Origin of the sequence: Kordia sp. (assembly GCF_965224175.1) — a bacterium.
In the GTDB taxonomy this organism is placed as follows: domain Bacteria; phylum Bacteroidota; class Bacteroidia; order Flavobacteriales; family Flavobacteriaceae; genus Kordia.
This window is the reverse complement of the sequence record NZ_OZ245041.1, coordinates 1,560,783-1,574,629: the sequence shown is the minus strand read 5'-3', so window position 1 is coordinate 1,574,629 and position 13,847 is coordinate 1,560,783. Positions and strand designations below refer to the sequence as shown.

The following is a 13,847-nucleotide window of genomic DNA, read 5'->3' as shown; positions in this document are numbered from 1 at the left end:
TGACGTTTATGTTCTTTTTCTATGTTTTGAAATCCAAACCGTCAGTTCGAGTGCCAAATCTTTAATTTGGTGTGTCGAGAGCAGCTATGATTTTAAATGTTTAAAATTTTCCAATTCGTATCACATCTGCAAAAATACCTGATGCCGTAACTTCCGCACCAGCGCCAGCACCTTTTATCTGTAATGGTTGTGCTACATAACGATCTGTAAAGAAAAGAACAATATTATCGCTTCCTTCTAAATTATAGAAAGAATGATCAGAAGGAATGTGTTGCAAACCAACGCTGGCTTTTCCGTTTTCGAAAGTAGCTACGTATTTTAAGCGACAAGCTTTATCGTTTGCTTCTTTGAAAATTTGTTGAAAATGTGCTTCGTGTTTTGTTAATGATGCGTAAAAATCTTCATTATTGGTTGTTTCAAGTGTTTCTTTTGGTAGAAATGAATTGTTTTCAATGTCTTTTAATTCCATCATATAACCACTTTCACGCGCCAAGATGAGAATTTTACGAGCTACATCAACACCGCTTAAGTCAATTTTTGGATCAGGTTCTGTGTATCCTTCTTTTTGCGCTTGTGTTACGATATCATGAAATGTATTTTGATCACTAAAATTATTGAACACGAAATTTAAACTTCCTGAAAGTACGGCTTGTATTTTATGAATTCGATCACCAGAAGCAACTACGTTTTTTAAGGTGTCAATTATTGGTAATCCTGCGCCAACATTGGTTTCAAATAAAAATGGCGCATTGTATTTTTGTGAAATACGTTTTAAATTTTGATAGTTTTCATATTCAGAAGCACAAGCAATTTTGTTACAAGTAACAACCGAAATATTGTTGCGTAAGTAACTCTCATACACTTTAGAAACCTCATGACTTGCCGTAATATCTATAAAAATACTGTTACGCAAGTTGAGTGATTTGATGGTTTCATGTAACTCGTTCAAGTTTGCTTTTTCTCCATTGACTAATTTGTCTTTCCAATTGTCTAGATTGATTCCTTCTTCATCAAAATACATGGTTCTAGAATTAGAAACACCAATGACGCGAATGTTTAGTTTTAATTGTTCGCGTAAGTATTCGTGCTGCTGATTGAGTTGTGCTAAGAAGCGCTCTCCTACATTTCCAACACCAGCTACAAATAGGTTTAATTGTTTTACTTTTTCTTCAAAGAATTCTTCGTGCAAAGCATTTAGTGCTTTTTTAGCATCATCGCTATTTATCACTGCAGAAATGTTTTTCTCAGAAGCTCCTTGTGCGATAGCGCGAATGTTTACATTGTTTTTACCGAGCATGCTAAACATTTTTCCACTCAATCCTTGATGATTTTTCATGTTTTCACCAACCAATGCAATGATAGCCAATTGTTGCTCTACCAAAATAGGATTTACTTTTTTGGAAGCAATTTCGTAAGCAAAAGTTTCATCGATGGCAATTTTGGCTTTTGAAGCTTCTTTATCATTGATTCCAATACATATAGAATGCTCAGAAGATGCTTGTGTAATTAAAATAATGTTTATTTTTTGTGCTAATAAGGTTTCAAATAAACGTTTTGAAAAACCAGGAATTCCAATCATTCCGCTTCCTTCTAGTGTAAGTAACGAAATGTTTTCTATGTAACTAATTCCTTTTACAGGTTGTTGTTGTCCATTAGTTTGTTTGGTAATGCGTGTTCCGGCTTCTTCTGGATTGAATGTGTTTTTTACCAGAATTGGAATTTCTTTATGTAATACAGGTTGAATCGTTGGCGGATAAATTACTTTTGCGCCAAAGTGCGACAATTCCATTGCTTCTTGATATGAAATATGTGGAATTGGAGTTGCTTGTTTTACAATTCGTGGGTTTGCTGTATACATTCCGCTAACATCTGTCCAAATTTGCAATTCGTCGGCAATAACTGCAGAAGCAATAATCGCAGCTGTATAGTCTGAACCACCACGACCAAGCGTTGTTGTTTCTCCGTTTTCTGTGGCAGCAATAAAACCAGGTAAAATCACAATCTGCTTTTCGTTTTGTTCAAAAAATGATTTACAATTGGCTTGGGTCAATTTCATGTTGACTTGTGCATTTTCAAAGCTTTCTGAAGTAATGATAAGTTCTCTACTGTCTTTATAAATACTATCTAACTTGCGAAATTTCATCACTTCTGAGATGATATAAGAAGATAATAATTCTCCAAAACTAGCAATAGTTGCTAGTGTTTTAGGTGTTAATTCGCGAAGCAAAAAACAACCTTCATATAATGTTTCTAGATAATTGATTAATCGTTTAGTATGACTAATTACAGCACTTTGTTCAGTAACAGGAATTAAATCTTTGACTACTTGCATATGCCTGTTTTCAATTTCTTGCAAGAGTGATTTGTAATATTCATCCTTTACTGCGGCGAGTTCAGCAGTTTTTAATAGCATATTTGTTGTATTTCCAAAGGCAGAAACCACAACAGCTATTTTTTTATCGTGAGATGCTTTTGTAATAATATCTATTACTAGGCTTATATTTTGCGCATTAGCGACAGAAGTACCGCCAAATTTGAGTACGTTCATGAGTATTGTTTTGTATGATTATTGGTAATTTTTGAGAATCTTTTAGTAAGTTCTCATTTAGAAAATTATGTGTAAGAACACCAAGTCGGTTATATAATGTTTAGACCCCAAAAGGGGTAATAGTAGCAATCGTTACAGTTGTGGTAGAAACTGTAATGTTAATTGAGTTAATAAAATTATTTGCTACTAAACGCATGTTTTGTCGTATGATGTTATTCAAAAGTATTACTTTTATGACCATAAACAAACTATATATTTATTTTTCACGGATCATTAGTGAAAGCACTTTTTTTTTATAAATGCACTAAAAAAATAGATTGAATTGTAAAGAAATTCATCAAATGTGCAATGATTTACATTAATAAAACGAATACATGAAGATATATTCAGCAGATCAAATCTACGAAGCAATCAAAACGACGATTGAAAAGAATCAAATTACCTCTAATGACTTGTTAGAATTTGCAGGAACTCAAGTTTTTAATTGGTTTCATACACGTATGCAAGGCGCACAAGTTCCTATTCATATTTATTGTGGAATTGGTAATAATGGAGGTTTAGGCTTGGTGTTAGGAAGACATTTATTGCATCATGGGTATAATGTACATACTTATGTGGTAAATTTTAGCGATAAGCGTTCGAGAGATTTTTTGATTAATTATGATCGAATTAAAGAATTTAAAGTTTGGCCGCGTTTGTTGAGTTCTGGAGAAGAATTTCCAGAAATGAAGAAAGAAGATATTATTGTAGATGCTATTTTTGGAATTGGCTTGAACCGAGAAACTTCAGATTGGGTAAAGAGTTTAATCAAATATATCAATGCTTCTGATGCGTATACGGTTTCATTAGATGTGCCTTCGGGATTATACCCAAATCATGCTCCAGAAGATAAAGAAGCTGTCATAAAAAGTAATTATACGTTAACAGGGCAAGCGCCAAAATTGAGTTTCTTTTTGCCAGAAACAGGAATTCATTTGCAACAATGGGAAGCGCTTGATGTTGGATTTGATCAAGAATATTTACAAACTACCGACACAGAAGTACAATTGATTGATAAGTTTGAAGTGTTACCATTGTATATTCCTAGAGAGAAATATGGGCATAAAGGTACTTACGGACATAGTTTGATTGTCGGTGGAAGTTTTGGTAAAATGGGCGCAGTTACTTTATCGAGTGCAGCTTGTTTGCGAGTTGGAACTGGATTGATTAGCGCATATATACCAGAATGTGGATATACCATTTTACAAACATCATTGCCTGAAGCGATGGTTATTTGTGATGAAGGCGAGAAACATATTACTAAGATACAATATGATGTAGAAGCAAAAGCTATTGGAATGGGCGTTGGTATGGGAACTGATGCAACGACAGTAAAAGCTCTAAAAGCGTTTTTAAAAACAAATACAACTCCATTAATTATTGATGCTGATGCTTTGAATATTCTTGCAACCAATAAAACGATGCTAAAGTCTGTTCCAAAAAAATCTATTTTAACACCGCATCCAAGGGAATTAGAACGCTTGATAGGTGAGTGGAGTGATGATTTTGATAAGTTGGAGAAAGCAAAAGCATTTGCCAAAAAATACGATATTGTACTGATTATTAAAGGCGCGCATACAATTACTATTTATGATAATTATTTGTATATAAATAATACTGGAAATCCAGGAATGGCAACTGCAGGAAGCGGCGATGTGTTGACAGGAATGTTGACAGGATTGATCTCACAAGATTACGATCCGATTACTGCTGCAATTTTTGGAGTGTATTTGCATGGAAAAGCTGGAGATCTTGCTTTGTCAGGTTTAGGATATCAGGCATTGACCGCAAGTGATATTGTAGATCATATTGGCGATGCGTATTTAGATTTGTTTAAGCAACCCGAACAACCATCTGCGGAAGCTGAACAATAATTATAAAACATAAAAAAGGCTATCTAAAATATGAGATAGCCTTTTTCGTATACTGTATTTTCTATTATATTTTTAACTCATTAAATAATTCTATGAGTTTTGGATCTGAAGGTCTTGGAGCGTCTGCGTTTACAATTTTTCCATTTGGATCAATTAGAATAAATCTTGGAATCCCTTCAATAGCATAGTCAACAACAAATTGAGATTTCCAATCGTTATCTGCCATTAATTGAATTCCACCTAATTCTTTATCATCAACCATTGTTTTCCATTTTTTGTGTGCTTTTTGTTGATCGATTGATATGGAAACAAACTGAATGTCTTTGTTATGGTATTGTTTTTCTACCTTTTTTAACGATGGAATTTCAGCAATACATGGTCCACACCAAGTTGCCCAAACATCAATGTATACGTATTTTCCTTTTAAATCGGCTAAAGAAGTTTTTCCTCCTTTGTGATTTTCATAGTTAAAGTCTGGCGAATTTTTCCCTGCGACAAGCTTTTTAATCGTGTTATATTTTTTAGTTAGTTCTTCTTTAAATTTTTCATCATTAGAAATTTCTGAAAGCGAAGTGTATATGAACTCTGAGTCTTTTCCAGAAGGAGAAATATAGTATGATAACTCTTCTACTAAAGCATCTTTAATTCCTTTTGACTTTAATCCTTTTATCATGTTTATAGCTCCTTTAGCATCTTCAGTAGGATTAATTTTGTCTCCATAATGTTGAAGCGCTAATTGTCTGTATGTACTGTACATTTTATAGTTTTCTTCATTATCATAGTCTACATCTTTAAAATACGCCATAAGCTCTTCAGATGGTTTGTAGTCTTCATTTTTTGAGTAGTACGGATAGTACATTGGGTATTTTGAAAGATTGATGAGGTGTGCAAACTTGATGCCTTTAGTTTCATATGTGATAAAATCTTGATCTAAGTTTGTGGCTTCTTTTAGTTTCTCAGAAGCTTCTTCTTTAAAACCGTTGATTGTTTTTATAAAGTCTGCTTCTTCTTGTGAAAATATAGCAACAGCATCTCTTGTTTTGTTTCTCACGGTTTTTTCCCATAAAAACATGTTTTCAGCTGCACCTTTTCCTTTATAGCGCATACTGTCTACAAATTTTTTAGCGTCAGTAGTTATGCTTAAGTCTTTTGGATTGGTAATAAATAACGTAATATCATCTTGACCGTGATAGAGTTTGTAGTAACTAGTTTCTACACGTAATGTATCTATAAAAGTTCCGTCATCGTTTAGCTTGATTTCTTTTTTAAAACCATCATTGATGAGTACAATTTTATCATCTTTTTGATTTTCTATTTTTCCAGAGAATAACGTGTAATCCACTTTTGGTTCATTGGCACACGAAATGACTGAAATACAAATAAGTAGTAGCAGTAATTTTTTCATTTTTCAAGGTTTGTTTTCTCAAATTTAAATGATTCTTTGTGGAATATGTCAACTATTAACAAATATTTGAATAATAAATATGTACTTTATTTTGGCGCTGTGTAATAAAAAAAGGTGCTTTGAATTTCTCAAGGCACCTTTTTATGTGGTATTATGATGATTGAATTTATATTTTTAATTCGTTAAATAATTCAATTAGTTTTGGACTTGATGGTCTTGGAGCATCAGCATTTACGATTTTACCTTGTGGATCAATTAGAATAAACCTTGGAATCCCTTCAATAGCATAATCTGTTACAAATTTAGATTTCCAAGCATTGTCAGCGATTAGTTGCACACCGCCTAATTCTTTATCATCTACCATTTTTTTCCATGTTTCATATGCTTTTTTTGTATCGATAGAGATAGAAACAAACGATATATTTTTATTGTGATATTGTTTTTCAACTCGTTTTAATGATGGAATTTCTCCGATACATGGTCCACACCAAGTTGCCCATACATCAATGTATACATACTTACCTTGTAAATCTGCTAAAGAAGTTTTTCCTCCTTTGTGGTTTTCGTATTGAAACTTGGGTGAATCTTTACCTGCAATCAGGTTTTTAATTTTGTTGTACTTTTCAGTTACTTCTTTCTTTAAATCTTCTTTATCCGATATTTCCTGAATGATGTTATATATTTTTTCAGTATTTTCATTTGACGGAGATATAGAATATACAAGTTGTGTTGCTAGCTCGTTTTTAATGTTCTGAGATTTTAATCCTTTGATTGCATTAAGGCTAGTGGTCATTAACGAGTCTTCGTATACTTTGTCCATGTAATGTTGAGTAACGATCTCTTTGTATGATTCGTATGATCCGAAATCTTTTGCATTATCAAGATTTAAATCTTTTAATGGAGCTAATAAATTTTCTGAAGCTGTATAATCTGGTTTTTTAGCAAAATATGAATGATATCTTGGATAACGTGCTAAGTTTGCCAGATATTCATACTTGATATTTCCTTTTTCTGTATTAATAAAATTAGCGTCTAGGCCTTTTGCATTGGCTAAGGCATCTTCTGCATTCTTTTTTGCATCTCCAATTTTCTTTAAGAAAGCTTCTTCTTCTTCAGCATATACTTTTTCAAAATCAAAGTTCTCATTTGCTAAAAATTTAGCAGCAATATAATTGTTCTTTTCAGCACCTTTTCCTGAATACTTAATGGTCTCATCAAATTGCGCAGCATCTAAAGTGATCTTAAGTTCATCTCCAGGTTGTGTATACAAAGAAGTACGTTCTCTTTCATGAGAAAACGTATAATAACCATCAGTTTTTATTCTTAATGTATCAGCGAAGATACCGTCTTTTCCAACAGCGATTTCCTGCTTAAAATCATTTCCTAAGATATATACTTTGTCACCTTTTGTGTTCTCTATTTGCCCAGATAATAATACATAATCTACCTTTGGCTCGTTTTTACATGAAATGATTGCTAGTCCGGCAATCAATAATATTGCTTTTTTCATTTTGGTATAGTTTGGAAGGTTATATTTTCAACTCGTTGAACATTTCAATTAACTTCGGATCAGAAGGTCTTGGTGCATCAGGACTCACAACTTTACCTTCAGTGTCTAATAAAATAAATCTTGGAATTCCACTTACTATATATTCTTTAGAAAAAGTATTATCTCCTCCAAAATGTAATTGGATACCACCTAAGTTTTTATCAGTAACCATTTTTACCCAAGCATCTCTATTTTTATCAACAGAAATACTCACAAAAGCAATATTTTTATCGTGATATTGTTCTTCAACTTTCTTTAACGAAGGAATTTCTCTAATACAAGGTCCACACCAAGTTGCCCACATATCAATATATACATACTTTCCTTTTAAGTCTGCTAAAGAAGTTTTTCCTCCTTTGTGATTTTCATAGTTAAATGTTGGTGAAGGCGTTCCTTTCGGGAATTTTGTTTTGATGGTAATTTCTTCTGATGCAAATCGTGTGTATGATTTTAGCATCGGATCTATATCTTTCAGTTTAGACGCAATGATAGTGCTATCTACATCTTTTTGTGAATTGTAAAAGTCATTTAAATCTTTTCTTATTCTTTTCATTTCTTTTTCAAGTCCAGCTGCATCAAGACTCGTTAAGAATTCCATATTTAATAGTTTTTCTGTTTTTAGCGCATCTTCGGCTAAGAAATTATTGTGAACAGCTCCTTTTCCAGTATATTTTACTGTTTCGTCAAACATTTTAGTATCTAGCGTAAGCTTTAAATCAAAATCATTTTCTAGATAAATGTTTGTTCCTTCTTTTCCATCGGAAATATAATACACACCTTTTTCTACTTTTAAAGTGTCTTTAAAAGTTCCGTCTTCATTAACTTTTATGGTTTTTGAAAAAGTTCTGGAACGTACAGTAAGTATGTTGCTATTTTTATTTTCTATTTTTCCTGAAAGTGTTACATAGTCTTTCGGTACTTCTGGTTCATTCTTACATGAGAAGATTGCAAATACCGCAACCAATAGCAATAATTTTTTCATTTTTTCAAAGTTTGTTTGCTCAAATTTAAATGATTCTTTTTTTAATCAATAAATTATTAACAATTATTTGGTTAATACAGATTGAATTTTGACTTTTGAAAGATAATTTGATTACAGCATCATGATACACAAAATAAGTTCACAAATTCTCGATATTACAATTATTCAAGAATTATTACATACAAATGCTCAACTTGCACTGTCTGAATCGGCTACGAACAAGATTGTAGCGTGCCGTGCTTATTTAGATAAGCGTTTAGAAGATCAAAAAACTCCTATTTATGGTATTAATACAGGATTTGGTTCTTTGTGTAATGTGAAAATTTCTGATGAACATCTATCTAAATTACAAGAAAACTTAGTCACATCGCATGCCTGCGGAACAGGAGATCGCGTACCGCAAGAAATAGTGAAGTTGATGTTATTACTCAAAGTACAATCATTGAGTTATGGACATTCTGGAGTTCAACTAAAAACAGTAGAACGTTTAATTGATTTTTATAATCATGATATTTTACCAGTTGTATTTGAACAAGGATCACTTGGAGCTTCAGGAGATTTAGCACCATTAGCTCATTTGTCTCTACCACTTTTAGGAAAGGGAAGTGTATATTATAAAGGTGAAGAAATTCCTGCTGCAGAGGTTTTAAAAATGTTTAATTGGGAACCTATTACATTGAAAGCAAAAGAAGGTTTAGCCTTGTTAAACGGCACGCAGTTTATGAGTGCATATGGTGTACATACACTTCTAAAAGCTTATAAATTGTCTTATTATGCAGATTTCTTTGCAGCCATTTCACTAGAAGCTTTTGATGGAAGAATTGAACCTTTTAATGATTTGATTCACTTAATTCGTCCGCATAATGGACAATTAAAAACAGCCAAAAGAATTCAAGAGTTTGTAGAAGGAAGCGAATTGATATCGCAAGAAAAGAAACATGTACAAGATCCGTATTCGTTTCGTTGTGTACCACAAGTGCATGGAGCAACCAAAGATACTTTGGCATTTATAAGAAAGACTTTTGAAACTGAAATCAATTCTGTAACAGATAATCCAAATATCTTTATTGAAGAAGATATAATTATTTCTGGAGGAAATTTCCATGGACAGCCATTAGCTTTGGCTTTAGATTATTTGGCAATTGCTGTAGCTGAACTTGGAAATATTTCTGAACGTAGAACATTTCAATTGGTTTCAGGGTTACGAGAATTACCAGCATTTTTAGTGAATAATCCAGGATTGAATTCTGGTTTTATGATTCCTCAATATACAGCAGCTAGTATAGTGAGTCAAAATAAGCAATATGCTACACCAGCAAGTATTGATTCTATTGTGTCTTCAAATGGACAAGAAGATCATGTAAGTATGGGGGCAAATGCAGCTACAAAAGCAATCAAAGTTGTTGATAATGTAGAGCGTATTTTGGCAATTGAATTATTGAATGCTTCTCAAGCATTAGTTTTTAGAACACCAATAAAGAGTTCAGACTTTATAGAAACATTTTTAGAAATGTATAGAGCAGAAGTTCCATTTGTAGATGAAGATAGAGAATTGCATATCGCTATTCGTGATACTTTATCATTCATACAAAATATGATGGTAGAGAATGAAGTATTGTTCAATTAGGAATTAGAAAGGAAGCTAAATGGGGAATTTTATAAATGTGATTTTGCCCAATAAATTGCTTCATTGGTCGTTTTAAAAATACTCATGGGTTTATTGAAAAAGTGTTTTTCAATTTTAACATTGTGATTGTCAATAAATTTATCTGAAACAATTGCGATAGCTTTTAAGTTTTCAATTTCAAAGACTTTCAAATACATCATTGGATCGACAGCATATGAATTTTTGCGGATGGTGATATAGGCAAAAGGTTGTTGAGGAAAATGTTTTTGAGCAATCTCTATGAGCTCATGAACGCTTTCTAAATTCAACGTAATACCTTCATTGAGTTGTGCTAACATATAGTCATTGTAGATTTCTACTTCTCCTATTTGTAAAGTATACTTTTTAATGAAAGAGTTTGTATTTCCGTTGGTTATTTGCACTTAAAAAAGGTTATTTCTATTAAATATAGGAGTTTTTATTCTGTTCAACTAAAAAAATAGATGAACTACACGAATAATTATGAATACAGGGTTTTTCCCTAAAATGCATGCGTATTTTCAGTGTTTACGAAGCAGCATTGTCTACAATGTTTGTGTTTTTTGTTTGTAAAGGGATAATTGTATCCAACCAGTTTACAGCAGCGCTAAGTGTAGTGAATAATTCATAGCGTCCTTGATAGAAGCTTTTTTCAACATGTGCGTTGAGAGATGAAAATTTTTGATCGGATACTACGGCAATTCCTTTTAGCAAATGATTCTCTGGTAACATTTTGTAAACTTGCGGATCAATAGAATAAGAGTTTACTCTGTAAGATATATATCCGAATGGAATTTTGTAGTTTTCATGGAAAAATTCAAAAAATGACATCAGTGTTTCTGAATTAACATGTACGCCTTCTTTTATTTCTCCAATAATTAAATCGTCGTATAAATATAACTTTCCACTTTCGAAAGTATAAATGTCTTTTAACTTTTTTCCTGTAATTTTCATCTTTGGTAGTAGATTTATTTTGCTGCTAAATTACAGGAGAGTTGATTGTTCGTCTTTTTTAAAATGTTAATAGCGTACATTTTAGATAAAAAACATGTTTTTACCTACAAACGACACAAAAAACAGCAAAAATAAAAATCCTGCTTTCTTGGAAAACAGGATTTTAGGATTGTTTTATGTATGTTTTGATTAAGATTCTGTTGGCTTTTCTGCCTTTTCTATCTTAATCGTTAATTCATCAGTATCTTCATTTAGATCCATAAAGATTTTGTCTCCTTCGTGGATTTTTGAAGTGATAATTTCCTCAGCAAGCGCATCTTCAATATATTTTTGAATAGCTCTTTTAAGTGGTCTTGCTCCGTATTGCTTGTCAAATCCTTTATCAGCGATATAATCTTTTGCTTTTTCACTTAACAATAAGTCATATCCTAAACCTTTGATTCTTTCGTATAATTTAGCAATTTCAATATCAATGATTTTGTGAATATGTTCGCGTTCTAATGAATTGAAAACAACAACATCATCAATTCTATTTAGAAATTCAGGAGCAAATGCTTTTTTCAATGCATTTTCAATTACACCTTTCGCATGAGCATCTGCTTGAGTTTTCTTAGCATTTGTTCCAAAACCAACTCCAGAACCAAAATCTTTCAATTTACGTGCACCAATGTTTGATGTCATGATGATAATGGTATTTCTAAAGTCAATCTTTCTACCTAAACTATCCGTCATGTATCCGTCATCTAAGACTTGTAATAACATATTGAATACATCAGGATGTGCTTTTTCAACTTCGTCAAGTAATACAACAGCGTAAGGTTTTCTTCTTACTTTCTCGGTTAATTGTCCGCCTTCTTCATATCCAACATATCCTGGAGGAGCTCCGACCAATCGAGAAACTGCAAACTTTTCCATGTATTCGCTCATGTCAATTCTGATCAATGTTTCTTCAGAATCAAATAACTGACGGGCTAAGACCTTTGCTAACTGTGTTTTTCCAACTCCAGTTTGACCTAAAAAGATAAATGACCCAATTGGCTTGTTAGGATCTTTAAGTCCCGCACGGTTACGCTGAATCGCTTTTACGACTTTTCCAACGGCTTCATCTTGACCAATTACTTTTCCTTTGATTAATTCAGGAAGTTGAGCAAGTTTATTACTTTCAGTTTGTGCAATTCTATTTACAGGAATTCCAGTCATCATCGATACAACATCTGCCACATTGTCTTCATCAACAGTTTCTTTGTGTTGTTTAGATTCTTCTTCCCATTTTTCTTGAGAAATCGCTAATTCTTTTTCAAGACGTTTTTCATCATCTCTTAACTTAGCGGCTTCTTCATACTTTTGTTTTTTGACAACAGAATTTTTCAATTCACGAACCTCTTCTAATTGACGTTCTAGGTCTAAAATCTGTTTTGGGACATCAATATTTGTAATATGAACTCTAGATCCAGCTTCATCTAAAGCATCAATAGCTTTGTCTGGAAGAAAACGATCGCTCATATATCTATTTGTCAACGTTACACAAGCTTTAATGGCTTCAGGTGTATAACTTACGTTGTGATGTTCTTCATATTTGTCTTTGATGTTCTCTAAAATTTCAATAGTTTCTTCAACAGTAGTAGGTTCTACTACTACTTTTTGGAAACGTCTTTCTAGAGCGCCATCTTTTTCAATATATTGTCTGTATTCGTCAAGTGTTGTAGCTCCAATACATTGGATTTCTCCTCTTGCTAAAGCTGGTTTGAACATGTTTGAAGCATCTAAGCTTCCTGTTGCACCACCGGCGCCAACAATCGTATGAATTTCATCAATAAAAAGAATAATATCATCATTCTTTTCCAATTCATTCATTACGGCTTTCATACGTTCTTCAAACTGACCTCTGTATTTTGTACCAGCTACTAAGCTTGCCAAATCTAAGGTAACAACTCTTTTATTGAAAAGAATGCGCGACACTTTTCGTTTGATGATTCTGTTTGCTAAGCCTTCTGCAATAGCAGATTTACCAACACCAGGTTCACCAATTAAAATTGGATTGTTCTTTTTTCGTCTACTTAAAATTTGAGATACACGTTCTATTTCTTTTTCACGTCCAACGACTGGATCTAATTTTCCTTCTTCGGCGAGTGCAGTTAAGTCTCTTCCAAAATTATCTAATACAGGAGTTTTAGATTTCTTATTCACTTTTCCTCCAGCATTAGAAGATCCGAATGGATTTTCTTTTGAAGAATCTTGTGAACCACTATTGTCATCAGAATATGATTCTGAACGTGGAGTATCTATATAATCGTCATCGTTTGTTATCATATACTTAAATTGCTCTTTAACATTATCATAATCCACTTTAAGCTTATTTAAAAGCTTTGTTGTAGGATCGTTTTCGTTTCGTAAAATGCACAATAATAAATGTGCGGTATTGATAGAAGAACTTTGAAAAAGTTTTGCTTCTAAAAATGTTGTTTTTAGTGCTCTTTCGGCTTGTCGAGTTAAATGTAAATTTCGCTTTTCGTTTGGAGCTACTGCCACATTTGGGTTTGCAGGACTTAGAATCTCAACTTTTCTACGCAAATGTGTCAAATCGACATCCAATGCATTTAAAATATTGATTGCTTTGCCATTTCCGTCTCTGAGGAGTCCAAGCATTAAGTGTTCCGTGCCAATGAAATCATGGCCAAGGCGCAATGCTTCTTCCTTGCTGTAGGCGATTACATCTTTTACTCTTGGGGAGAAATTATCATCCATAAATATAGTTTCCTTTCGACATTAAAATTAATACTTCAATACGAATAATACAAAAATTGTTCCGTGATGAAAGGTTATCTAAGCTAATAGACGAAAAAAAACAGCG

Annotated in this window: 9 protein-coding genes; 2 read left to right on the top strand and 7 right to left on the bottom strand. The window is 32.8% G+C overall.

The window, feature by feature from the left end:
• Window positions 1-100: 100 nt before the first annotated feature.
• Window positions 101-2,548 carry a bifunctional aspartate kinase/homoserine dehydrogenase I gene (gene thrA, locus ACOQOS_RS06860; RefSeq protein WP_420574233.1) on the bottom strand — a complete coding sequence of 816 codons (2,448 nt, stop codon included), beginning with the start codon at window positions 2,546-2,548 and terminating at the stop codon, window positions 101-103.
• A 374-nt stretch (window positions 2,549-2,922) separates the two neighbouring features.
• Between thrA and ACOQOS_RS06855 the strand changes: the two genes are divergently transcribed.
• Complete coding sequence (locus tag ACOQOS_RS06855; RefSeq protein WP_420574232.1) at window positions 2,923-4,461, top strand: NAD(P)H-hydrate dehydratase; 1,539 nt, start codon at window positions 2,923-2,925, stop codon at window positions 4,459-4,461.
• A gap of 64 nt (window positions 4,462-4,525) precedes the next feature.
• On the opposite strand, the gene ACOQOS_RS06850 is transcribed toward ACOQOS_RS06855, so the two are convergent.
• The 3 genes from ACOQOS_RS06850 to ACOQOS_RS06840 all read right to left on the bottom strand — a co-directional run bounded on the left by ACOQOS_RS06850 (window position 4,526) and on the right by ACOQOS_RS06840 (window position 8,397).
• Window positions 4,526-5,866, bottom strand: a complete 1,341-nt coding sequence (locus ACOQOS_RS06850; RefSeq protein WP_420574231.1) for a TlpA family protein disulfide reductase — start codon at window positions 5,864-5,866, stop codon at window positions 4,526-4,528.
• Window positions 5,867-6,032: 166 nt separating this feature from the next.
• Window positions 6,033-7,376 carry a redoxin family protein gene (locus ACOQOS_RS06845; RefSeq protein ID WP_420574230.1) on the bottom strand — a complete coding sequence of 448 codons (1,344 nt, stop codon included), beginning with the start codon at window positions 7,374-7,376 and terminating at the stop codon, window positions 6,033-6,035.
• 19 nt (window positions 7,377-7,395) lie between these two features.
• Window positions 7,396-8,397, bottom strand: coding sequence for a TlpA family protein disulfide reductase (locus ACOQOS_RS06840; RefSeq protein WP_420574229.1), 1,002 nt, complete (start codon window positions 8,395-8,397; stop codon window positions 7,396-7,398).
• Between the two features lie 121 nt (window positions 8,398-8,518).
• Here ACOQOS_RS06840 and hutH point away from each other — a divergent pair, with 121 nt between their 5' ends.
• Window positions 8,519-10,024 (top strand): histidine ammonia-lyase, encoded by a 1,506-nt coding sequence (gene hutH / locus ACOQOS_RS06835; RefSeq protein ID WP_420574228.1) that lies wholly within the window; start codon window positions 8,519-8,521, stop codon window positions 10,022-10,024.
• Between the two features lie 29 nt (window positions 10,025-10,053).
• On the opposite strand, the gene ACOQOS_RS06830 is transcribed toward hutH, so the two are convergent.
• From ACOQOS_RS06830 to ACOQOS_RS06820, 3 genes are all read right to left on the bottom strand, one after another.
• Window positions 10,054-10,446: an STAS/SEC14 domain-containing protein gene (locus ACOQOS_RS06830; protein WP_420574227.1), complete on the bottom strand. Its 393-nt coding sequence runs from the start codon at window positions 10,444-10,446 to the stop codon at window positions 10,054-10,056.
• A gap of 124 nt (window positions 10,447-10,570) precedes the next feature.
• Entirely contained in the window at window positions 10,571-10,996 is a 426-nt protein-coding gene (locus ACOQOS_RS06825; RefSeq protein WP_420574226.1) for a hypothetical protein, read from the bottom strand.
• Window positions 10,997-11,185: 189 nt separating this feature from the next.
• On the bottom strand, window positions 11,186-13,741 hold the full coding sequence (locus tag ACOQOS_RS06820; protein ID WP_420574225.1) for an ATP-dependent Clp protease ATP-binding subunit: 2,556 nt from the start codon (window positions 13,739-13,741) through the stop codon (window positions 11,186-11,188).
• Between the last annotated feature and the right edge of the window lie 106 nt (window positions 13,742-13,847).

Excerpts from the sequence above, each read along its gene's own strand:
- thrA (WP_420574233.1), bottom strand. The coding sequence starts at position 2,548 with ATGAACGTACTCAAATTTGGCGGTACTTCTGTCGCTAATGCGCAAAAT.
- ACOQOS_RS06855 (WP_420574232.1), top strand. The coding sequence starts at position 2,923 with ATGAAGATATATTCAGCAGATCAAATCTACGAAGCAATCAAAACGACG.
- ACOQOS_RS06850 (WP_420574231.1), bottom strand. The coding sequence starts at position 5,866 with ATGAAAAAATTACTGCTACTACTTATTTGTATTTCAGTCATTTCGTGT.
- ACOQOS_RS06845 (WP_420574230.1), bottom strand. The coding sequence starts at position 7,376 with ATGAAAAAAGCAATATTATTGATTGCCGGACTAGCAATCATTTCATGT.
- ACOQOS_RS06840 (WP_420574229.1), bottom strand. The coding sequence starts at position 8,397 with ATGAAAAAATTATTGCTATTGGTTGCGGTATTTGCAATCTTCTCATGT.
- hutH (WP_420574228.1), top strand. The coding sequence starts at position 8,519 with ATGATACACAAAATAAGTTCACAAATTCTCGATATTACAATTATTCAA.
- ACOQOS_RS06825 (WP_420574226.1), bottom strand. The coding sequence starts at position 10,996 with ATGAAAATTACAGGAAAAAAGTTAAAAGACATTTATACTTTCGAAAGT.
- ACOQOS_RS06820 (WP_420574225.1), bottom strand. The coding sequence starts at position 13,741 with ATGGATGATAATTTCTCCCCAAGAGTAAAAGATGTAATCGCCTACAGC.